At 69.2% G+C, this 21,881-nt stretch carries 20 protein-coding genes; 7 read left to right on the top strand and 13 right to left on the bottom strand.

The window, feature by feature from the left end:
* Positions 1-24: 24 nt before the first annotated feature.
* Together ACWDTP_RS11175 and aceA are read right to left on the bottom strand one after the other, a co-directional pair.
* Complete coding sequence (locus tag ACWDTP_RS11175; RefSeq protein ID WP_450019516.1) at positions 25-549, bottom strand: hypothetical protein; 525 nt, start codon at positions 547-549, stop codon at positions 25-27.
* Positions 550-616: 67 nt separating this feature from the next.
* Entirely contained in the window at positions 617-2,908 is a 2,292-nt protein-coding gene (gene aceA / locus ACWDTP_RS11170) for an isocitrate lyase ICL2 (RefSeq protein WP_450019514.1), read from the bottom strand.
* A gap of 89 nt (positions 2,909-2,997) precedes the next feature.
* Between aceA and ACWDTP_RS11165 the strand changes: the two genes are divergently transcribed.
* Positions 2,998-3,417 carry a DUF4267 domain-containing protein gene (locus ACWDTP_RS11165; RefSeq protein ID WP_450019512.1) on the top strand — a complete coding sequence of 140 codons (420 nt, stop codon included), beginning with the start codon at positions 2,998-3,000 and terminating at the stop codon, positions 3,415-3,417.
* On the opposite strand, the gene ACWDTP_RS11160 is transcribed toward ACWDTP_RS11165, so the two are convergent.
* Positions 3,384-4,649 (bottom strand): spinster family MFS transporter, encoded by a 1,266-nt coding sequence (locus ACWDTP_RS11160; RefSeq protein WP_450019510.1) that lies wholly within the window; start codon positions 4,647-4,649, stop codon positions 3,384-3,386. The genes ACWDTP_RS11165 and ACWDTP_RS11160 overlap by 34 nt on opposite strands.
* Positions 4,646-5,536, bottom strand: coding sequence for a formylglycine-generating enzyme family protein (locus tag ACWDTP_RS11155; RefSeq protein WP_450019508.1), 891 nt, complete (start codon positions 5,534-5,536; stop codon positions 4,646-4,648). The genes ACWDTP_RS11160 and ACWDTP_RS11155 overlap by 4 nt, the downstream gene beginning before the upstream one ends.
* Before the next feature lie 348 nt (positions 5,537-5,884).
* Between ACWDTP_RS11155 and ACWDTP_RS11150 the strand changes: the two genes are divergently transcribed.
* Positions 5,885-6,988 (top strand): hypothetical protein, encoded by a 1,104-nt coding sequence (locus ACWDTP_RS11150; protein ID WP_450019506.1) that lies wholly within the window; start codon positions 5,885-5,887, stop codon positions 6,986-6,988.
* A gap of 10 nt (positions 6,989-6,998) precedes the next feature.
* Here ACWDTP_RS11150 and ACWDTP_RS11145 read toward each other — a convergent pair whose 3' ends face one another.
* The 3 genes from ACWDTP_RS11145 to ACWDTP_RS11135 are packed head-to-tail and all read right to left on the bottom strand — an operon-like array spanning position 6,999 to position 9,916.
* Positions 6,999-8,015, bottom strand: a complete 1,017-nt coding sequence (locus tag ACWDTP_RS11145; RefSeq protein ID WP_450019504.1) for a hypothetical protein — start codon at positions 8,013-8,015, stop codon at positions 6,999-7,001.
* Positions 8,012-9,343, bottom strand: a complete 1,332-nt coding sequence (locus ACWDTP_RS11140) for a Dyp-type peroxidase (protein WP_450019502.1) — start codon at positions 9,341-9,343, stop codon at positions 8,012-8,014. Before ACWDTP_RS11140 ends, ACWDTP_RS11145 begins: the two co-directional genes overlap by 4 nt.
* Before the next feature lie 15 nt (positions 9,344-9,358).
* On the bottom strand, positions 9,359-9,916 hold the full coding sequence (locus ACWDTP_RS11135) for a hypothetical protein (protein ID WP_450019500.1): 558 nt from the start codon (positions 9,914-9,916) through the stop codon (positions 9,359-9,361).
* Between the two features lie 200 nt (positions 9,917-10,116).
* Here ACWDTP_RS11135 and ACWDTP_RS11130 point away from each other — a divergent pair, with 200 nt between their 5' ends.
* On the top strand, positions 10,117-11,121 hold the full coding sequence (locus ACWDTP_RS11130; RefSeq protein WP_450019498.1) for an esterase family protein: 1,005 nt from the start codon (positions 10,117-10,119) through the stop codon (positions 11,119-11,121).
* Here ACWDTP_RS11130 and ACWDTP_RS11125 read toward each other — a convergent pair.
* On the bottom strand, positions 11,032-12,555 hold the full coding sequence (locus ACWDTP_RS11125; protein ID WP_450019496.1) for an AMP-binding protein: 1,524 nt from the start codon (positions 12,553-12,555) through the stop codon (positions 11,032-11,034). The two genes, ACWDTP_RS11130 and ACWDTP_RS11125, sit on opposite strands and share 90 nt — an antisense overlap.
* Before the next feature lie 112 nt (positions 12,556-12,667).
* On the opposite strand from ACWDTP_RS11125, the gene lhgO reads away from it, so the two are divergent.
* Positions 12,668-13,876: an L-2-hydroxyglutarate oxidase gene (lhgO, locus tag ACWDTP_RS11120; protein ID WP_450019494.1), complete on the top strand. Its 1,209-nt coding sequence runs from the start codon at positions 12,668-12,670 to the stop codon at positions 13,874-13,876.
* Here the strand turns inward: lhgO and ACWDTP_RS11115 are convergent.
* From ACWDTP_RS11115 to ACWDTP_RS11105, 3 genes are read right to left on the bottom strand one after another with little or no spacing between them, the layout of a single operon-like run.
* Positions 13,871-14,968 (bottom strand): galactokinase, encoded by a 1,098-nt coding sequence (locus ACWDTP_RS11115; protein ID WP_450019492.1) that lies wholly within the window; start codon positions 14,966-14,968, stop codon positions 13,871-13,873. The two genes, lhgO and ACWDTP_RS11115, sit on opposite strands and share 6 nt — an antisense overlap.
* A 2-nt stretch (positions 14,969-14,970) precedes the next feature.
* Positions 14,971-16,065: a galactose-1-phosphate uridylyltransferase gene (gene galT / locus ACWDTP_RS11110; protein ID WP_450019490.1), complete on the bottom strand. Its 1,095-nt coding sequence runs from the start codon at positions 16,063-16,065 to the stop codon at positions 14,971-14,973.
* Positions 16,062-16,865, bottom strand: a complete 804-nt coding sequence (locus tag ACWDTP_RS11105) for a DeoR/GlpR family DNA-binding transcription regulator (protein WP_450019488.1) — start codon at positions 16,863-16,865, stop codon at positions 16,062-16,064. The genes galT and ACWDTP_RS11105 overlap by 4 nt, the downstream gene beginning before the upstream one ends.
* Positions 16,866-16,991: 126 nt before the next feature.
* Between ACWDTP_RS11105 and ACWDTP_RS11100 the strand changes: the two genes are divergently transcribed.
* From ACWDTP_RS11100 to ACWDTP_RS11090, 3 genes are read left to right on the top strand one after another with little or no spacing between them, the layout of a single operon-like run.
* Positions 16,992-18,719, top strand: coding sequence for a sodium:solute symporter family protein (locus tag ACWDTP_RS11100; RefSeq protein ID WP_450019486.1), 1,728 nt, complete (start codon positions 16,992-16,994; stop codon positions 18,717-18,719).
* A 12-nt stretch (positions 18,720-18,731) separates the two neighbouring features.
* The gene (locus tag ACWDTP_RS11095; RefSeq protein ID WP_450019485.1) at positions 18,732-19,055 is read left to right on the top strand and encodes a hypothetical protein; all 324 of its coding nucleotides are present in this window, start codon (positions 18,732-18,734) and stop codon (positions 19,053-19,055) included.
* Positions 19,056-19,064: 9 nt separating this feature from the next.
* Positions 19,065-19,520 (top strand): SRPBCC family protein, encoded by a 456-nt coding sequence (locus ACWDTP_RS11090; protein ID WP_450019483.1) that lies wholly within the window; start codon positions 19,065-19,067, stop codon positions 19,518-19,520.
* On the opposite strand, the gene ACWDTP_RS11085 is transcribed toward ACWDTP_RS11090, so the two are convergent.
* Together ACWDTP_RS11085 and ACWDTP_RS11080 are read right to left on the bottom strand one after the other, a co-directional pair.
* On the bottom strand, positions 19,517-21,274 hold the full coding sequence (locus ACWDTP_RS11085) for an acyl-CoA synthetase (protein WP_450019481.1): 1,758 nt from the start codon (positions 21,272-21,274) through the stop codon (positions 19,517-19,519). The genes ACWDTP_RS11090 and ACWDTP_RS11085 overlap by 4 nt on opposite strands.
* 84 nt (positions 21,275-21,358) lie before the next feature.
* Positions 21,359-21,784 carry a hypothetical protein gene (locus tag ACWDTP_RS11080; RefSeq protein ID WP_450019479.1) on the bottom strand — a complete coding sequence of 142 codons (426 nt, stop codon included), beginning with the start codon at positions 21,782-21,784 and terminating at the stop codon, positions 21,359-21,361.
* Between the last annotated feature and the right edge of the window lie 97 nt (positions 21,785-21,881).

Genomic DNA, 21,881 nt, shown 5'->3' with positions numbered 1-21,881 from the left:
GCGGACCCGTTACGGCCTGAGCGGTTACCGAAGTATGACATCTGGACGGTAGCCGTAACGGAGCGCACGCACCGACAGCGACGGTGTCAGCACCCGCGCCCGCCGGTCGGCGACCGGCAGCGCATCGACATAGCCACCCGGCGTCCACCGATGCATGGAGCCGTCCCAGACCAGCCGGAAGTCGTTGTCGCCCAACGCGACGAACGCCCCGTCGGGCAGCGATGCGACGTCGGCCGTCGTCCGGGGCGACCGGCGGGCCGCGTTGAGCGCCCGGTCCAGATCCTTCGCCGACCCGATCGGATCGTCCGTGCCGGTGTTCGCCGCGTCGATGTAGGCGCGGTAGCGCGGGCGTCGGCATTCGGCGCAGGGCCGGTGCCCGGCGGCCAAGGCCACCGCCTCGTCGGAGAAGAACAGCTCGGTGTAGCTGCCCGGACGCATCAATTCGCGTCGGCGGCCCTTGAATTCGAGCCGGCAGATCAACCACATCGAGTTCCGCGAGGTGCGGACCAGGTTCCGGTCGCCGTCGTGCAGAATGCCGCGGTTACCCATGTAGGTACCCCGCTCCGGGGTCGCGATGATCTTCCCGTCCGGGGTGACCCGGTTCTGCAGCGGCAGGTCAGTCCTCCTTGCGGATCAGCCGGCCGAGCGCCGCACGGTCCGACGCCAGCAACTCCTCGATGCGGGGTTTGTTCACATCGGCCACGATGATCTCGCCGACCTCCTGGTAGACATCGCTGAAGATGCCGTGCGCCTTCATCTTCTCGGTCTGGTAGTTGTTGTCCTCGGTCGGCGTCACGTAGTACACGATCTCGGCCTTGAACCGGTGGATCAGCCAGAGATGGATCAGGTCCATCAGGCGCTTCTGCCGCAGCTTCTCGGAGAACGTGTTCTGGTCGCGGACCGTGAGGATGCTGCGGCCGTGCCGGTCCTTGATCGGATCGACCACGACGTTGGCCACCGGCTCGGTACCGTCACCGCTGTAGATGCCGAGGTCGAGCACATCCGAACCGGCCCGCCGGGGCCGCAGCTGCACCCGCAGCGTCTCGCCGAGCTGGTAATGCTCGCTCCACAACGCCAGCCAATCCTCCAGCAGCTTCTTGGGCACCTCGGTCTGCACCAGGTGCTGATGCTGGGTGGACCCTTTACCCATGGCCTTGGTGGTCGCGGTGCGGCCGGACGAGGCGGCCAGGGCGGCATCGCTGCGCGGTCCGCCGACCAGGGTTTGCGGTGTGCGGTAGGGGGATTCGACGAGCCGCATCTTGCGCTGCAGCCGGGCCAGCGCGAGCATCCCTTCCTGGCGCAGCGAGGTGGCGAACTCCTCGCAGGCGACGCCGTCGACCTGATGGCCGCCGTAGGTGATGAAGTTGAAGACGAACCCCATCTTCGCGAGTTCCTCGGGGAACGCCCGCATCTCGTCGTCGGACATCCCGGTGGTGTCCCAGTTGAACGACGGTGAGAGGTTGTAGGCCAGCATCTGGTCGGGGAACTCGGCGTGGATCGCGTCGGCGAACTGCTTGGCGTCGGCGAGGTCGGCGGTCTTGGTCTCCATCCACAGGATGTCGGCGAACGGCGCGGCCGCCAGCGACTTGGCGATCGCGTACGGGATCCCGCCACGCACCTGGTAGTACCCCTCGGAGGTCTTGGCCCGCTCGCAGTCCCAGGCGACGTCGGCGCCGAGCTGGGTGGCCTTCTCCCGCGCCGAGTACAGCGGCGCCCGTGCCGCGAACCTGCGCCATTCGTCGGCGGTCATATCGGTCGGTTCACCCTCGCGCTGACGGAATTCCAGCAGTTCGGCGACGGCCTCGGCGTAGGTGTTCAGCCCGGCGTCGTCCTGCCACGCGTCGACGAACGCCGACTCGACCTTGTCGAAGATGGTGTCGACCGATTCGCCCTGTCCCTGTTTCCAGGCCTCGGCCTCCTGGGCGATCAGGTTCATCACGCCCTCGCGTTCCAGCCACGCCTCGGCGGCCCTGTACTCGCCGTCGGGCAGCGCGTACAGCAGGTGCCCGTTGAGTTCGGTCACCCCCGCGTCGTAGAACCGCCGCACCATCGCCAGAAAACACGATTTGTAGGAGGGGACTTTGAGATTGGTCGCGCCCAGCAGGAACGGCTGATCGCGCTCATCGGCCCGGCTGTCGATCAGGTTGGCGGCCTCGGCGTCGGTGCGGGCCACGATGATGCCCGGCACCCGCATGATGTCGAGCTGGAACCGGGCCGTGTTGAGCCGCTTGATCTGTTCATCCGACGGCACCAGCACCTTGCCACCCTGATGGCCGCACTTCTTGGTGCCGGGCCGCTGATCCTCGATGTGGTAGCCGGGCACGCCGGACTCGACGAAGCGGCGGATCAGGTTCCGCACGTGCGGGTCGCCACCGTGGCCGGTGTCGGCGTCGGCGATGACGAACGGCCGGTAGTCGACGGCCGGGGTCGCGGCCCGCTGCTCCGGAGTCATCTTCAGCCGCAGATACTGCTGATTGCGGTCGGCGGTGAGCAGGGCGCGGACCAGGCCGGCGGCCTCGTCGGGCACCTGGCTCAGCGGATAGCTGGCCAGATCGGGTCCGGGGTCCTCACTGATCGAGCCCTTCGCCGACGTCGCCCACCCGCCGAGATAGATGCCCCCGATGCCCATCCGTTTCATCACCACGGCCTGGCCCGGCGAATACGGCCCGAAGGTGGTGATGCTCTTCTTGGCGGCGAACAGTTCGCGCAGGTAGGGGTAGAAGGCCGCGGCCGCCTCCCTGGCCACCGGATAGTCGGAGGGGATGGTGCCGCGTTGCTCGGCCACCTGGCGGGCCGAGTACAGGCGGGTCACCCCCTCGAAGCGCGGACTGTCGAAATAGGCCTGGGTGGCCGCAACATCCTCGTCGAACGGTGTGTCGGTCTGTGCGTTGGCTTCGATCGTGGCCATCTGTGCGCTCCTCGACTCGGGTATTTCAATCATTGCGGGAGTTCGGCCGGCTGGCACCGACTTGGCGTAATCGACCATATGCTCTGACGGTGACGATCGACCGGGCGGCGTTGGCCGCGGGCGGTATCCGCCTCGCATCGGGTGTCTCGTTCCTGGTCGACCCGCTGCGGGCGAACCGGTTGTGGGGATCGCCCGACGCACCCGATCCGACCGCGCGGTTGCTGCTGCGCTCGATGGGCTACCGCGACGCGCTGATCGGTGGGTTGCTGCTCGCCGCGGGCCTGCGCGGTGGGAACACCCGAGGATGGTTCCTGGCGTCGGGCGGCGCCGACGCGGCCGATCTGCTCGGCGGTCTCGCCGTGCACTCCGAGATGAGACGCTCGCAGCGGGTCATCGGCCTCGGCGGCGCGGTGGTCGGGATCGGCGTGGGGTTGTGGGGCGCGACCCGGCGCGGACCCCGAGCCGACCCGACGGCTCAGCCGGAGGCCTCGACGAGGTCGGCGCGGTAGCGCAGGCCCGCCGCGGCGTAGCAGCCGATCGCGAGCAGCTGCATCGTCGGCACCACGATCAGCAGGGCGTGCGCGAGGGCCTGCGCGCCGAACCGGGGGGCCAGGGTGTCGCTGATCAGCCCGGTCAGGAACGGGCCGACCGAACCGAAGACCGCGTTGAAGAACAGGAAGATCGCCGAGGCCGTGGCCCGCTGCCCGGGCGGCACCAGCCGCTGCACCGCCGCGATGGACGGCGCCAGATACGACGTGCCGATCGCGTAGCTCAACGCCAGCAGCCACACGCACGCCATCCGGTTGTCGACGACGAAGGCCAGTACCGACGCGGGCAGCAGCAGCGCCGTCATCGCGACCACGATCCACAGCGGCCACCGCGGGTCGCGTGCGGTCAGCCGGTCGGCCAGCCAGCCGACGATGAGCAGCCCGAGCACGCCGGTGACCCCGCTGGCCACACCGTAGGCCAGGCCCACCGCACTCAGGGACATGTCGCGGGTCCGCATCAGGAACGCCGGTCCGAACGTGGACAGCGAGTAGCCGGCCATCGACATCACCGCGGTGCCCGCGACGATGGCCAGGAAACTGGGCTTGCGCAGCAGCTCCCACCGGTTGACCGGGGCCCGCGGCGCGGCCGGGGCCGGTAGCGCCTGGCGGGCACCCACCAGCAGCAACACCGAGGGGGCGACGATCACGCTCAGCGCCCCCATGATGACGAATGTGGTCCGCCACCCGAAGGATTCGGCCAGCAGCCCGCCACCGAGGACGGCGGCCGCACTGGCCACCGGGATGGAGATCGTGATGACGGCGAGCGGCGCGGCGCGTCGCTCGGGGCGGAAATTGCGCGCGACGTAGGCGTGCGCCGCGGGAACGCTTCCGGCCTCGCCCACCGCGACACCCACCCTGGTGAGCGCGAGCTGCAGGCCGGACTGGACCGCGCCGCCGAGCATGGTCATGGCGCCCCACAGGGTCAGGCACCCGGCCACCACGGCGCCGTACGCGCCGCGGTCGGCGATCCGCGCGATCACGACGCCGAGTACCGCGTACACGATGAGAAACCCGAAACCGTTGATCACGCCGATCGCGGTGTCGGACAGGGCCAGATCGCCCTTGATTGGCTCGGCCAGCACCGACGGCAGGAACCGGTCGACGTAGTTCAACACCGACACGCCCGCCAGCACCCCGACCGCCGCCCAGGCCCGCGTGGGCCCGTGCGGCCGCGCCGCTCCCGGCGTCGTCACCGGGCGGTCGCCGAGTCCGCGATGCAGCGGAAGCCGATGTGGGTGGTGGCGCTGTCCTGCGATTGCGGGGACCGGGCGGCCGGCCGGTAGCGGTGGCAGTACTCCGGCGCGCACAGGTGCGAACCGCCCTTGATGGCCTGGTTGACCGACGGGTCGCCGCCCGGCGGCGGGCAGCACCCTGACGCCGGTTCGCCGGGCCGGTGGCGGGTGGTGTAGCGGGTGCTGGTCCACTCCCACACGTTGCCGATCATGTCCACCAGCCCGAATCCGTTGGCCGGGAAGGTCCCCACCGGTGACGTGCCGACCCAGCCGAGCGCACCGTCGTTGCGGTAGGGGAATGCGCCCTGCCAGGTGTTGGCCATCAGCCGCCCCCCGGGACGCACGTCCTCACCCCAGGCGTAGGTGGTGGCCGATCCGCCCCGCGCCGCGTACTCCCACTGCGCCTCGCTGGGCAGGCGACGGCCGGCCCAGGCCGCGTATGCCACGGCGTCGGGGTAGGCCACCTGCACCACGGGGTGCTCGGGCCGGTCAGCCACCGTGGAGTCCGGACCGAACGGGCGGCTCCAGCGGGCGCCGGGCGCCCACGTCCACCACTGCCGCCAGTCCCGCAGATCCACCGGGCCCGCGGTCGGCTGGAACGCCAGGCCGCCCGGCACCAGCTCTTCGGGCGGGACGCCGGGGAAGTCGGCCGGATCGAGCGGGCGCTCGGCGACGGTCACATACCCCGTGGCGGAGACGAACTCGGCGAACTGCGCGTTGGTGACCGGGTGGCGTTCGATCGCGAACGGCTCGACGGTCACCTCGTGCACCGGGGATTCCTCCGGGTAGAAGTCCGTCGACCCCATCCGGAACGGACCGCCGGGGAGGTCGACCAGTTCGGTGAGCATCGTGACAGGCTAGAGCGTGTCGAAACGGTGTCGCATCAACGGCTGCCGGCGCCGGATGCACGCGTCCGGCGCGGCCTTGAAATGTCCCGCCGACTTTATTAATGGTTTTCTCATTATGTGGCCAGCTATTGAATATCGGGTGGATGCGGTGCAAAACGAGTGGCCTGAGGTGCAGGTTCGTCGAGGTCAACGTGCTGGTAAGGCCTTTGACCGGGTGGCGGTCGGCCGCCGTCGGCGACCGAATTTCGCGTTCTCCACAAGATGCCCGACCGTGGCGAGCAAAATATGCTCGTCGCGGCAATCGTCGGGGTGGACGTCGGGTGGAGATGAGGAATTGAGGCCAACGGGGTGAAGACCGTACTGGGACTGTCGCTGACCTCCGGGTGCGTGGGTTGGGCCCTGGTCAGCGACGCCGAACCCGACGGATCGCCGTTGGACGATGACGCCTTCACCGTGGACGACGCCGATGAACTGGCCGAACGGGCGGCCACGGCGGCCCGTGGTGCCCGCGCCATCGCCGCCTCCAGCGGCCAGGACATCCGGTCGGTCGGCGTCACCTGGTCCGATGATCTCGGTGCCGAGGCCGGCACGCTGATCGCCGCCCTCAAGGCCGGCGGGTTCGGCGATGTCCGTCCGGTGCCCGCACCGGACAGGGACGACGGGGACGACGGCGACGATGACGGCGAGGCCGCCGCGACCGAGCTGTCGGTGGCCCAGGCCGCGGCGTACGCCGTCGCGACGGATGCGGTTCCGGCGCGGCGAAGCTGTCCCGCGCTGGTGCGCCGGGAACGCACCATGGTGTCGAACGGGCTGCGGATCGGCGGTGTCGCCGCCGCCACCGTGGTGGTCGCACTGCTGGTCGTCGGGTCGCAGTCGTCGGTCCGCAGCGGCCCGCAACCCGCCCCGGAGCCGCCGTCGGCCGCGCTGGCCGGAAGCCCGCAGATGATCGCGGTCGCCGTACCCCGCACGGAGGCCCCACGCGCCGCCGTGCTCGAATCCGAGACACCGACGACCGAGGTCGCCGAACGCACCCTGCGCGCCACCCAGGCCTACCAACCGCGCGAGCCGACCGTCGAAATCGCCGTGCCGCAGGCCAGCCCGGTGATGCAGGCCGCCGAACCCGCCCAGAGCATCCCGCCCCGGGCCGTTCCGGCCCAGCCGCCGGCCCAGGCCGTCGTGGCACAGGTGCCCCCGCAGGCCGCCCCGGCGCCGGTGCCCACGCCCGTGCAGGCCAACCCGGGCCTGGCCCCCGCTCCCGCGACCGATCCCATCGCGCACCTGCCGGTCGCGGCGCTGCCGGGCCCGGCGGGCCCGCAACTGTTCGCGCCGGGGCCGGTGCAGTCGGCGACACCGGCGACCGTCGGGGAACCGGCACAGCAGGCGCAGCCCACCACGCCCGCGCCTGGGCCGGCACCCCAGTTCGTCAACCCGTTCCTCGGTGCGCTGCCCTGACCCGAATCGGCTACGGCATCGTCGCCAGGTTGTTCCAGAGGTTTCTGAGGCTGAGCGTGCCGCCGAACAGTGTGGTGAAGTTCGTCGAGTCCACCAGCACGATGTCGCCCGCGCGGGCGCCGCTGGCGGGCAACCAGATGAGCGCGTTGAGCTCGGTGTTGCCTGCCTCGGTGAACGGATGCGGGCGGGTCAGGTCGACCGGCTGGCGCCCCAGCACTCGCACCGCGTCGCTCTCCGGCGCGGTGAGTTCGTAATGCGGCAGGTGCGGGTGGAAGTTGAATGTCGTGACGTCGGTGAGCAGCCCGGCGGAGTCCAGATCCGGCCGCGCCCGCAGCGGCGCGATCTGCGGGCCCGCCCCGGCGGCCCCAGGAAGCACGGCGGGCCGCAACCCCCAGTTGTTGTGCACCGGCACGTCCAGTGCCGCCATCAGTGAGCGGGTGTACCGGCCGAACCGCTGCTGGCGCGGCACCAGTGGGTCCCCGTGGTGCAGGTACTCAACCTGCCTGCGCGCATAGTCGTCGGTGTCGCCGACGTCGTGGTGGGGTGCCAGCAGCAGACATGTTCCCTCGCGCCCCAGCCAGCCCCGGATCGCCTCGACCTCGGCCGCCGAGGCCTGTTGTTGAGCCAACACATGGTCGAGACCGAAAACCAGCAAGGTGTCGCAGTCGTCGAGGACGCGGTCGTCGATCGGCTGGTGGTAGCCGGCCTGGTCGACCCGCTGGAACACCGCCACCGGATGCCCGGTGACGCTGCAGGCCAGCTCCTGGAACGCCAGGGTCGAGCGGTGGAACAGCTCGAGCGTCCCGGCGATGCCCTGCAGGAAATTCGCCGCCTGATAGTCGGGGGTTTCATAACTGGGCCACAACGCATTACGGACCTCGGTCATGGTGGAGAACCGGTTCTCCATCGCGGCCGGGTCGCGTTGCGCCTCCCACGGATAGCTCCACGTCCAGTAGATGCTGATCCTCCTGCGCCGGTCCGGTCGGCGGGGTAGATGGGTCTGGTTGTAGGTGCGGGCGCCGGTCATGGTCGATCCCTGCCGTCCAGGGTTGCCAGGTAGGTCAGGCCCGAGATGCCGGGCAGGAAGAAGTACGCTCCGCCCCGGAGCGTGGTGAAAGCCGGGATCCCTTTGTGCACCGTGCGGATCGGCCGCTTCGGGACGGTGAAGTCCATGGCCCCGTCCTGGCTGCCGCAGATCGGGTCGTGCTCGTTGCCCAGTTCGTGGAACGACTCGTCGTTGATCCACACGTTCTGCGCGAACTCGAACTGCCGGACCAGATCCGCACAGATGATGAACGCCGCGATCCCGCGGTCCGCACCGTCATCGGGTGCGCCGTCGGGCAGTTCGGGACCGTAGGTGGCGCCCCTGCGGATCATCCTGCGGCGGTTGAGGTAGTGCGCGGTGTCCCGCGGGTTCAGCCGGCGGGCGTGCGCGCCGAGCGGACAGGCATAGCCGAACGGATCCATCTCCCCGTAGTTGAAATCGTTGTTGCGCATGAGGTCTGCGCCCAGTTCGGGATCGTCGCGGTCGGGGCTGAGCACCAGGGGAGCGCCGGACCGCCAGCGGCCCATGAACTTCGCCGCGAGCAGTTCCGGGCCCTGCGGGCTGTCGGAATGCTCGTCCAGATAGTCGCGGAACACCGCGACGTGCTCGGCGAGTCGTCGGTACGCCATGAACGTTCCGTTGCGCGACAACGCGTCCGGCTGTGGCAGGTTGGCGGGCGGGCCGGCCTCGTCCGGGTAGCCGAGGATGAACTCGCCCGGGCGCAGCGGCGCTCCCGAGCCCGGTGTGGGCTGCTCACCGGAGCCCTCGATCACCGGCTGCGACAGCCGGTCCCGGAATCCGAAATGGTCGTGGGCGTGGTCGAACGGCGGCGTCGAATTGAGGTCGAGGTGTGAAAGGCTGCGAACCCCTTCGGTTCTGGCGAGTAGCCTGTCGTGCTCGGCGATCGAACGCCCGCACTGTTCTGCGGTGCGGGCGAACAGGATCGCGATCGCGTGCAGGTCGGCACCGGCCAGGCCGCCGACCCAGTGCTCGGGGGCGTTGGCCCCGGTGTCACCGAGGATGGCGGCCCGGGCCACCATCCCCTCGCGAAACGCGTCGGGGAACGTCGCCAGCGAGTCTTCGGGTACGCCGAGCGCGCGCAGACCGGTCCAGGTGAACGCCAACGAGACCCAGCGGTCGGAATCGTCCATGGTGGCCGCCACATCGGCGGCCGACTGCACCTTGTCCGCGAGTTCGGACAGCCAGGCCCGCCCGCCCGAGGGCGTGTCGAACGTCAGGAATTCGTACCGGCCGGTGATGGCCGGGGTCCGGGTCAGCACGATGTGCTGGATGTCGTCGAGTTCGAGCATCGCGCGCGACCCCGGTCACTGCATCTGGTCGAGCATGTCGGAGAACGCGGCTTTGAGCCGCAGGGCCTTCTTGATCTCGTCGGCCGTCACGTACGGGTACTCCCCGTACTCCAGGAAGCTGGGCACGTGGTGGCGGCGAACGAACTCCACGAAGGCGGCCGGGTTTTCCTTCCAGTCGTCCGGGAAGCCCTCCAGGTTGGTGAAGACCGTGGTGATGCCGGTCTGGCTGAACAGTTGCACCGCATCCTCGGTGTACTTGTCGAAATCGGTGTCGAAGATGCCCTGGTATTGGAAGTGCAGTCCCGACCCGACATCGAACAGCTGCCAACGCAAATAGTGCAGCTTCAGCGGGGCGAGCACGTCCGGGCTGCCCGCCACCGCATCCTCGATCAGCTTCCCGTGGGCGCGGATCGCCTCCTCGCAGCCCGCCTTCACCTTCGCGATGATCGAAAATCCGTAACAGGCAGGTGTTCTCGGGAAGACCGGGCCGTAGCGGCCCCGTTCCATCCGGAAGTAGCCCTGCGGTGGGATGGCCATCGCCGCGGGTCTGGTCCAGTCGTATCCGGTGGCCATGGTGCGCTCCGTCCACTCGCCCCGATGGCGGCGAACATTAGCACCGCGCGGGCCGGGACCAGCCCATTTTCGCCATCGATAATTTGACATGTCGGTGGCATTGGGCGAAACGTCGCGAGAACTCCAGCATTCGGCGTATCGTCCGCTGAGTCGGGGCCGTTTGAGGGGTTGGCCACGGACGAATGAGGATGATTGGCGTGATGTGGCGGTACGCGGCCGTCGCCGGTGCGGCCGCGCTGATCTCGGGCGTGCTGTTCGCGCCTGCGGTCCAGGCGTATTCGAACACCCCGACCGAAACTCTCGAGGTGCCCTCGGCGGCGATGGGCCGCGACATCCGCGTGCAGTTCCTCGACGGCGGACCGGGTTCGCACGCGCTGTATCTGCTCGACAGCATGGAAGCGGGCGACGACCGCAACGGCTGGGACATCAACACCGCGGCCTTCGACTGGTATGCCGGCACCGGGATCTCGGTGGTCATGCCGGTCGGCGGGAAATCCAGTTTCTACAGCGACTGGTACGCACCGGCGGCGGGCAACGCGGGCACGACCACCTACAAGTGGGAGACCTTCCTGACCGCCGAACTACCGGCCTGGCTGGCCACCAACCGCGACACCGCGGAGAGCGGAAACGCCGTCGTGGGGCTGTCCATGGGCGGCTCGTCGGCCCTGACTCTCGCGGCCTACTACCCCGATCGGTTCATCTTCGCGGGTTCGCTGTCCGGCTTCCTGAACCTGTCGGCCGCGGACTGGCCCGGCAAGGTGCGGATCGCGATGATGTGGAACGGCGGATTCGACCCGGACGATATGTGGGGGCCGCCGGGGGATCCGGCCTGGGCCCGCAACGATCCCACCGTCAACGTCGGCCGTCTCGTCGCCAACGGCACCAGGATCTGGGTGTACTGCGGCAACGGCACGGCCCGCGACCCCGCGCTGGCCAGTCCGGATGCCCCGATCGGAGGTCTGGGTTTCCTGGAGGGATTCGCGATCGACTCGAATCGGGCGTTCACCGATGCCTACATCGCGGCCGGCGGCGACAACGGGGTGTTCGACTTCCCGGACGGCATCCACAGCTGGGGGTACTGGGGGCAGGAGTTGCAGCGGATGAAGCCCGACCTGCTACGGGTGCTCGGTGCGTCCCCCGACCGCCGCGCGGGCCCAGTCCCGGACGACGCCCTTGGCGACCTTGCCGTTACCGGTCAGCGGTAGCTCATCGGCGAACAGGATATGGCGGGGCCGTTTGAAACCCGCCAGCACCGACCGGACGTGGTCGATCAACTCCTGCTCGGTCGGCTCGCGACCGGCGACCGCGACGACGACCGCGCACACCGCCTCGCCCCAGTACTCGTCGGGGACCCCGACGGCCGCCACCTGATCCACATCGGGATGGCCGGACAGGGTGTCCTCGACCTCGCGGGAGGACACATTCTCACCGCCCGTGACGATGATGTCCTTGAGCCGGTCGACGACGGACAACCGGCCGTCGGTGTCGATCCGGCCCATGTCGCCGGTGCGCAGCCACGGGCCCACCGCGCCGTCGGGCCAGAAACCGGGGGTGACCTGATCGCCCCGGACCGCGATCTCGCCGACCGCATCCACCGGTAGCGCGGTGCCCGCCGCATCGAGGATCGCGATCTCGACCCCGGCATGGGGGTGTCCGGCGCTGGTGAGCAATCCGACCTCCCCGGCGGCCCCGGCCCGATGCTCGCGCGGGCCCAGGAACGTGACGTTGCCTGCGGTTTCGGTCATACCGTAACCCTGATGGAAGTCGACGCCGAGCACCTCGATCGCCCGGCGCAGCAACCCGAGCGGCATCGCGGCCGATCCGTAGGCGATGGCCCGCAGGGTCGGAAGTTCGATGCCGGTGCGTCGCAGGTGGTCCAGCAGCGCATGCAGCATGGTGGGAGCCAGCGAGCACGACCGCACACCGTGCGCGGTGACCAGTCCGGCGAACTCGTCGGGGCGGAATCGCCGGGTCAGCACCACCGTCGAGGCCACCGAGTGGTGGACCAGCAGGTTGTATCCGGCGATGTGGCACATCGGGAACGGCAGCAGATACACCCCGCCCGGCTCGACCGACCGGCCCGCGACGGTGCCCCGCACCGCGGCCAGTATCGAACGATGGCTGTGTACAACACCTTTCGGAACACCGGTGGATCCGCTGGTGAACAACAGCCAGGCCGGATCGTCCGGATGTGCGGTGGCGGCGGACCGCGGATCACCCGTGGTGGCCGTTTCCCATTCCGCCGATTCGAAGGTCACGATGCGCGTGGTGGTTGATGCATCGGGCAGCGCGGACAGGTAGGCGGCGTCGCCGAGCAGCACGGCGGGACGGGTGGCCGCGAGCTGCGCGGCCTGCTCGGCCGGGTGCAGGCGCTGGTTGATCATGGTGAGTACCCGGCCGGCGCGCGGCACACCGTAATACAGCTGGGCGTAGGCCGCGCCGTTGTCGGCGATCACCGCCACCCGGTCACCCGGTGCGGTGTGCTCGGCCACCCAGGATGCGACACAACGGATCTGGCGGTCGAACTCGGCGAACGTCACCGTCGCGCCCGCATCGGTGATCAGTGCGGACCGCTGGGGTGCGGCCGCCGCCGCCACCGTTACCAACTCGTGCAGCAGGCTCGCGGTCGGGTCGCTCATCTCGGCCTCACCGTTCCAGGACCGCTCCGGGTCGGCGCGTGTCGTCGGGGATATGTTGGATGAAACTGTAGTTCGATTGCTGCGTGCCGCACGCCCCGATCCGGAGACGGTCATGAAACCTCATCGCTGCGCAGTCGTCGGCGGCGGCGTCATCGGAGTCGCGGTCGCACGCGAGCTCACCCGTCGGCTGCCGGGCGCGACCGTCACCGTCTTCGAGAAGGAGGCCGGGCTCGCCTCCCATCAGACCGGGCACAACTCCGGGGTGATCCACGCGGGCCTGTACTACGAGCCGGGCGGCCTCAAAGCCCAGTTGTGCCGGCGCGGTGTCGGGCTGCTCAAACGGTTCTGCGAAGAGCGGGCCATCGCCGTCGACGAGTGCGGCAAGGTGGTCGTCGCGCAGAACGATGTCGAGATGGTGAGACTCGACGAGATCGCGCGTAAGGCGAAGGCCAACGGCGTGCCCGGGGTCCGGCTGATCGGCGGGGAGGAACTGCGCGAGGTCGAGCCCTACGTCACGGGCAGGCGCGCACTGCACTCGCCGCATACGGCCATCGTCGACTACGTGGCGGTGACCATGGAACTGGCCCGCGACATCGAGGACTCCGGAGGGTCGATCCGGTGCGGCCATGAGGTCACCTCGATTGCCGAGACCGTCAGGGGAGTCGAAGTCCGCACGCCGGATTCGGCCGAGGAGTTCGACCTGGCCGTCACCTGCGCGGGGCTGCAATCCGACCGGGTGGCACGGACCGCGGGGGACCCCAAGTCCCCACGGATCATCCCGTTCTTCGGTGACTACGTCCTGCTCAGCCCCGAGAAGCGGCATCTGGTGAAGGGGCTGGTCTATCCGGTGCCCGACCCGAAATACCCTTTCCTGGGAGTCCATCTCACCCGGCGGATCGACGGCGAGATCATGCTCGGCCCCAATGCGTTCCTCTCGCCGGGGCGCGAGGCCTACCGCTGGTCGCAGGCGCGTCCCGCCGATGTCGTCGCCACCATGGCGTTCCCGGGGTTCTGGAGGTTCGCGGCGCACAACGTGCCGACGGCGGTGCGCGAGTCCGCCACGGTGCTCAGCAGGCGGCGCTTCGTCGCGAACGCCGCACGCTACGTTCCCGGGATCGGCGTCCACGACGTCGTCGCCGGAGGCCGGGGGATCCGCGCCCAGGCAATGGCCGCCAACGGGGACCTGATCGACGACTTCGCCATCAGCGGCGGCGGTCGCATCACCCATGTGCGCAATGCGCCGTCGCCGGGAGCCACGTCGTCCATGGCGATCGCCGAGTACGTCGTCGCGCGGGTGCTCGCCGATGCCGGGCCGTCATGACGGGTCGACGCTGGTGGCCCCCATCGCCGCCCGGACGGGTGTGATCGTCGGCTCGGGATAGCCGGCCGCGGTCACCGTCGAGCGCACCGCATCGCCGACACTGTCGGCACGTTCGGTGGGCACCAGCGCGATCACGCAGCCACCGAACCCGCCTCCGGTCATCCTGGCGCCCAGCGCGCCGGCCCGCACCGCGGTATCGGCGATCAGGTCGATATGCGGCGTGGTGATCTCGAAATCGTCGCGCATCGAGGCATGCGAGGCGGTGAGAATCCGGCCCAGCCCGGCGTAGTCGGAAACATCGAGCGCCGCGACGACGTCGAGAACCCGTTGGTTCTCGGTGAGAATGTGCCGGGCGCGCCGGGCATCCTCGACATCGGTGAGGACGTCGAGCGCGGCAGGCCCTCGGGTCTGCACCTCGCGCAGGGAGGCCACCCCCAGCGCGGCCGCCGCCCGCTCGCAGGAGGCGCGCCGCGCGGCGTACTCGCCGCCGGCATGACGATGCGCGGCGTGCGAGTTCATCACTAACAGCGTGATACCCGCCGCATCCGGGTCGAACGGTACGGGCCGCACCGTGACATCGCAGAAATCGACGAGCATCGCATGGCGGGGCTCACCGAACAACGAGGCGAGCTGATCCATCAGCCCGGTCGGTGCGCCGACGTAGTCGTTCTCGGCCCGCTGCGCGATCCGGGCCTGCTCGATGCGGTCGATGTCGGTGCCGGTGGCGAGCGCACCAAGCACCGCGCATTCCAGCGCCGCCGAGGACGCCAGGCCGGCACCGATCTCCACATCGCTGGTGATGGTCATGGTGCCACCGGTCACCGGGTGACCGAAGGTGGCCAGCGCCCAGACGATCCCGGCGGGGTAGGCGGCCCAGCCGGTGATCTCACCGGGACGGGTGGCGAGCGGTATCGCCACATCGCCGGCTTCGTGATCGCTGCGCACCGTGAGGGTGTCCGACCCGTCCGGCCAGTAGCCGACCACGACGCGTTGCGGCAGGGCGATGGGCAAGGCCCAGCCGAGGTTGTAGTCGGTGTGCTCGCCGATCAGGTTGATCCGGCCCGGGGCCGCGTACCCGATGGTCTCGGTCATCCTCACAGCTCCCGAAGTCGCGCTGCGACGCTCTCCGGCGTCACGTCGCCGATGAAGGCGTCCATCGCCGATTCCGAACCGGCCAGGTACTTGAGCTTGGTCGCGCTGCGCCGCACCGACATCAACTCGACGTGGAAGTAGCCCTCGCGCTGAGTGTCGTCGTCGCGGTACTGGTGCAGTGCCGAGATGTAGGGCAGCTGGGTGGGATACATCCGGTCGAATCGCTGCAGGATGTCGCGGTAGATCTCGGCGAATCCGTCGAGCTCGTCGTCGTCGAGGTCGAGGAGATTGTGCGCGAAGCGATTCGGATAGATGTGGACCTCCACGGGCCAGCGTGCGGCGAATGGGACGAACGCGGTGAACAGGTCGGTGCGGGCGACGATCCGCGCGCCCGCGGAGAGTTCGGCGGCCAGCAGATCGGCGAACAGATTGGTGCCGTTGGCCGCCCGGTGGCCGTGCGCGGCACGCAGCATGTGTTCGGTGCGCGGGGTCAGGTACGGATAGCCGTAGATCTGCCCGTGCGGATGGTTGAGCGTGACGCCGATCTCCTCGCCGCGGTTCTCGAAACAGAACACCTGCCGTATTCCGCTGCGGCCGAGCAGATCCGCGGTGCGGTGCCGCCACGCCGACACCACCAGCCGGGCCTGGGGGCCCGGCAGCTGGGCGAAGGCCCCGGTGTGATCGCTGGAGAAGCTGATCACCTCGCACCGGCCGTACCCGGGTGCCGAGACGAAATCGGTGCCCGTGGTCCCGGTGGTAGTGGCCAGCGCGCCGGTGTTCGTATCCCCGGACAGGCTGGGGAAGCGGTTCTCGAACACCACGACGGCGTAGTCCGCCGCCGGGATCTCGCTGGTCTGCCCGGACGGTCCCGGGCAGAGCGGGCACTGGTCGGCGGCGGGCAGATGGGTCCGATCCTGGCGCAGCGCCGCGATCACCACCCACTGCCCGGTCTGGCGGTCGAAACGCAGCTGGGACTGCTGGTCCCCGCGGGGCGGCAACGGGCGCCGGTCCGGGACGGGGGCCGGGGTGTGGCCCGGCAGGGCGAAATACAGCTGTTCGCGGCCGTCGGCAAGCGTCCAGCGCAGCGGTTCGGTCATGACCGTCCCGTCACCGCGGCCAGCACGACGTCACCGACCAGACCCGCCAGCGCGGCGCGGCCCTCGGCGGCGAGCCCGTCGTCGACGATCAGCGTGTCGACCTGGCCCAGACCGGCGAACACGTTGGTGCCGATCTCCCCGTATTTGGAGTGGTCGGCCAGCACCACGGTCCTGGCCCCGATGCCGATCAGGGTCCGGTTCGTCTGTGCCTCGGCGATATTCGGCGATGTCAACCCGGCCTCCGGGTCGAAACCGTGCACACCCAGGTAGGTGGCGTCGACCCGGAAGGAGGCGATCGAGGCGTCGGCGATCGGTCCGACCAGGGCGTCGGACGGGGTGCGCACCCCGCCGGTGAGATAGACCAGGGGAGCGTCGGTGCCCTCGGGGGACGGCGCGGTCAGGACCTCGAAGACGGTCAGCGAATTGGTCACCACGGTGATCGACGACCGGTTCCGCAGCCTGCGGGCGAGTTCGGTCGTCGTGGTGCCCGCGCTGATCGCGATGGTGACGCCGTCGGCGACCGAGGCCGCGGCGACGTCGGCGATCGCGGCCTTCTCGATGCGGTGCTGGGCGGCCTTGACCGAGGACCGCGGCTCCTCACCGCGGTTGTGCCGGGTGAGCGCCCCGCCGTGCACCTTGCGCAGCAGATCCTCGGCGTCCATGGCGTCCAGATCACGACGCACCGTCATCTCCGACACGGCCAGGTGCGCGGCCAGGTCGGCAACCCGGACCGCTCCGTCCGACTCCAGTGCGCGCAGGATCGCGCGGCGGCGTTCGGCGGCCAACATCGGCGATGACACCTCCTCGATCACATGCGGCAAGCGAACAGTAACAAACAGATTCTCACGGAACGCGACATGTGAATGAGGATTTGCTGTTAGGTTCTGATTGTTTTCGTTGGAACATGATCACTTCAGAAGGTGTGAATGACCCTGACCGCTACCCCGACCACGTCCACGCTGGCCGCCGAAAGCGTCCTGCGCCTGCCCGTCGGTGCCGTCGACTATCTGCTGATCGCCATCTACTTCGTCTTCGTGCTGGGGATCGGCTACATCGCCCGCAGCCAGATCTCGACCAGCCTGGACTTCTTCCTGTCCGGCCGCCGCCTGCCCGCCTGGGTGACCGGCCTGGCCTTCGTGTCGGCCAACCTCGGCGCCATCGAGATCATGGGCATGTCGGCCAACGGCGCCGAGATCGGCCTGTCCACGATGCACTACTACTGGATCGGCGCGGTCCCGGCCATGCTGTTCCTCGGCGTGGTGATGATGCCGTTCTACTACGGCTCCAAGGTGCGCAGCGTGCCCGAATTCATGCGCAGGCGCTTCGGTCCGGGCGCACACCTGGTCAACGCCATCAGCTTCGCCGTCGCGCAGGTGCTGATCGCGGGCGTCAACCTGTTTCTGCTGGCCACCGTCATCAACGTGCTGCTCGGCTGGAACCGGTGGTTGTCGCTGGTCGTCGCCGCGGTCATCGTGCTCACCTACACCGCGCTCGGCGGGCTCTCGGCGGCCATCTACAACGAGGTGCTGCAGTTCTTCGTGATCCTGGCCGCGCTGGTGCCGCTCACCGTCTTCGGCCTGATCAAGGTCGGCGGCTGGAGCGGGCTGAAGGACAAGGTTATCGACACCATGTCCGACGGCACCAGGACCGCATCGGTGCACGAGCAGCTCACCACCTGGCCGGGCCAGGCGCTCTCGGGCTTCAGCAGTCCGCTCTGGTCGGTCATCGGCATCGTCTTCGGCCTCGGCTTCGTGCTGTCCTTCGGCTACTGGACCACCAACTTCGTCGAGGTGCAGCGGGCCATGGCGTCGGATTCGATCTCGGCGGCCCGGCGATCGCCGATCATCGCCTCGTTCCCGAAGATGTTCATCCCGTTCGTGGTGGTGATCCCCGGCATGATCGCGGCCGCCGCGATCGGTGACGTCATCCAGCTGAAAACCACCGGCGCGGGTGAGATCACCTACAACGACGCGATGTTGGTGATGATCCGCGACATCCTGCCCAACGGTCTGCTCGGAGTCGCCGTCACCGGACTGCTCGCCTCGTTCATGGCCGGTATGGCGGCCAACATCTCGGCGTTCAACACGGTGTTCAGCTACGACATCTGGCAGCAGTACGTGGTGAAGGACCGCCCCGACGGCTACTACATCCAGGTCGGGCGGGTCGCGACCGTGGTGGCGACGGTGGCGGCGGTGTTCACCGCACTGATCGCCGCGGGCTACTCCAACCTGATGGACTATCTGCAGACGCTGTTCGGGTTCTTCAACGCACCGCTGTTCGCCACGTTCATCCTCGGCATGTTCTGGAAACGGATGACCGCGACGGCCGGCTGGACCGGGCTGGTGGCCGGAACGCTTTCCGCGGTATTCGTTTTCATCCTCGGCGAGACCGGCGTGATCAACCTGCCCGGGCAGGGCGTGCCGTTCGTGGCGGCCGCCGCGGCGTTCGTCGTCGACATCCTGGTGAGCATCGCGGTCAGCATGGTCACGGCCCCCAAGCCCGCAGCGGAGCTGGCCGGCCTGGTGTACTCGGAGACCCCGCGCGAGATCTTCCACGACCCGGACAGCGTTGGAAAGCCGTGGTACCTCAAGGCGGCGCCACTGGCCGGAGTCGCACTCGCCCTGACCATCATCCTCAACATCATCTTCCACTGAGCCGGAGTTCACATGTCCAGTCCCGTCACCAACGGCACCAACCGCAAACCGCGCCTGCGGCTGTTCGACATCCGCTCCATCATCGGTGCCCTGATGGGGATCTACGGTGTGGTGCTGCTCATCGCCGGGCTGGCCCCGGCCATCCTGGCCCCGCGTGAGGACGGGCCCGCCGACAATCGGGTCGACCTCTACATCGGCACCGACGCCAACTGGTGGGTGGGCCTGATCCTGGTCGTCGTGGCGGCAATCTTCTTCGCCTGGGCCTACTTCCGGCCGGTGAGCGTCGAGGAACCCGCCGCGGATACGACGCCGCCGGAGCCGCACCCCGGCGGGTAGCCTCCGGCGATGAGCTGGTGGATGGCCGGTGCGCACCGGACACTCGCCGAACACATCCCGGCGCGGCCGTCGCAGGTACGGGATTTCTACGCCGACCTGGAGAACATCGTCCAGCTGCACCCGCTGGTCGAGTCCGTGCACCGCACCTCACGAACCACAACCGCGAGCACATATCGGATCAGGGACCGGATTCCATTGGGGCCGATCACCTTACCCATCACCTACCGGGCCAGGATCGAGGTCGCCGATCCCGGTGTGGTGACGGCGCAGGCGCGCCAGTTCCCCCGGGTGGGGCTCGACAGCACGGTGTCGTTCGAGCCGGAGGCCGGCGGCACCCGGGTCACCGAACGCCTGCACATCACCGCGCCGCGGCCCCTGCTGTCCGTCACGGTCAGCCAGGCGGTCGCGGCCCACATCGCGACCTGGGCCGGTATCCGCCAGTACTTCGGTGGTGCCGCCGGCTAGGTGGCCACCGGATCGCCGGCGGCCCGCAGGCTTTGTGCCGCTATGCCCTTGGCCCAGCGGTAATCGGCCTTGCCCGCGGGGGAGCGCACGATTCTGGATTCCCGGAGGAACGCCTTGGGGACCTTGTAGCGCGCGATCGACGTTTCGCAGACCCGTGCCAGTTCCTCATCGGTGGCCGATGCGCCGTCGGCGAACTGCACCACCGCGACCACCTCGCTGCCCCAGCGGTCCGACGGCCTGCCGACCACCACGACGTCGTACACCGCCGGGTGGGCGGCCACGGCCCGTTCGACCTCCTCGGCGAAGATCTTCTCACCGCCGGAGTTGATGGTCACCGAGTCCCGGCCCAGCAGCTCAATCCGGCCGTCCGTCAACACATTCGCCCGGTCGCCCGGCACCGACCAGCGCACCCCGTCGATGGTGGGGAAGGTGCGGGCGGTCTTGGCCTCGTCGCCGAGATAGCCCAGCGGGATCAGGTCCCTGCGGGCCAGCCAGCCGCCACCCTCGCCGGGGCCGAGCACCCGGCTCAGGTCCTCGGCCACCACGCCGGTATCGGCCTGCGGATCGAACGTCGCGGCCTGGGCCTGCCCGCCCGCGGTGCCTGATTCGCGGCTCGCCGCGGTGCCTGATTCGCGGCTCGCCGCGGTGCCTGATTCGCGGCTCGCCGCGGCGGTCGAGTACGTGCTCATCTGCGCACCCGATTCCGATGCGCCGACCGCGTCGAGCAACATCAGGTGCGGCAGCGCGGTCAGCAGGCGCTCGCGCACCGTCGGGGACAGCGGCGCACCGCCGTTGGTGATCGTCACCAAACCGGACAGGTCGTAGGAGCCCTTCTCGATCTCATCGAGCAGGGGCCGGGCGATGGCGTCGCCGACCACCGGAATGCCCAGCACCCGTTCGCGTTCGGCCAGCCGTAGCGCGGCGTCGGGACGTAACCGGACCACATCGTCGGGGATCACCAGGGTGCCGCCCGTGGTGACCGTGTTGTAGGCGGCCCACTGTGCGGCACCGTGCATGAACGGCGGGATCATCAGCAGCGACATCGCACCGGCCGATGCGCGGGCCTTCTCGGCGAGCTCCTGGTAGGAGGCCAGGCAGGTATCGCTGCCGAACGGCCGCCCACCCATCGAGGACAGGAAGATGTCGTGTTGGCGCCAGAGCACGCCCTTGGGCATGCCGGTGGTGCCGCCCGTGTAGAGGATGTACAGATCGTCCCCGGAGGGTGCGGGCATCGCACCGGCCGGTGCCGGGGTGGCCACGACGGTCTCATAGTCCACCGCGCCGGGCAGCAGATCGTTGCCGGACTCGTCGGCGACCTGGATGAGCACCCGCAGATTCGGCAGCCGGTCGCGGATCGCGGCCACCCTGGGAGCGAATTCGGCGTTGTAGATCAAAGCCGCCGCGTTCGAATCGGTCAGCAGGTAGTGCAGCTCCTCCTCGACGTAGCGGTAGCTGACGTTGAACGGGGCCACCCTGGCCCGGTAGCCGCCGATCATCGATTCGAGGTACTCGTTGCCGTTGCGCAGGTAGATGCCGAGGTGGTCCTGCCCGGATTCGTGCCCGGCCAGCGTGTTCCGCTCGGCGTGCACCCCGAGGCCGGCCGACACCAGATAGTGGGCGAAGCCGTCCACCCGGGCATCGACCTGCGCGTAGCTCAACCGGCGGTCCCGCCACACCAGGAAGGTCTGGTCGGGAATGGCCTCGGCCACCGTGGAAAAGACCGCGGACAGGTTGAACGTCACGTCACCGCTCATGGCACTCGCTCCCGTGTCACCGATATGGGCCTTCGACCATACATCGGTCACATGACTGTATGGCCAGCGGTCCAGGTCACACGATCAGCCGGGGAAGAAGCCGTTTCCGGTCAGCGCACCGGGCTGCCAGCCCTGGGCTCCCAGGCACAGCATCGGCCGGCCGTCGGGGGCCTGGGCCGCGGTCTGCGGGCCCGGGCACGGTGACCCGATCTCCTGCACCCCCTGCAGCGGATAGGCGTAGGTCCAGAACCCGGTGTACACCGGCGGCCACTGGTTGGGGATCCACCGGCACTGCATCGCCACCCCACCGGGACCGCGGCCGAAGACGTTGCGCTCCCAGCTGGTGCACGGCGCGCCGTTGTGCGCCTCGTAGCTCATCCCGGGCACATCGGTCGCATAGCGGCCCGGCTCGTCGAAGTACATGTTGGAGTCGTCGTCGGCGACCGCGCCCGGCGCCAGCGCCACTGCGGCACCGGCGACTGCCGCGGCGGCGAAGAGTTCGCGAATCATGTCCCACCCTCGGGTTTGCCCGGCCGCCACGACCTGCTCGTCGGCCCTGGGCCAGAAGCCTAACCGGTGCCCACCGCGCACCGTCGGCTTTTGTCGC

This window comes from Mycobacterium sp. NPDC003449 (assembly GCF_053588415.1).
Note: the sequence above shows the minus strand (reverse complement) of the source record. Positions and strands in the feature narration are given on the sequence as shown.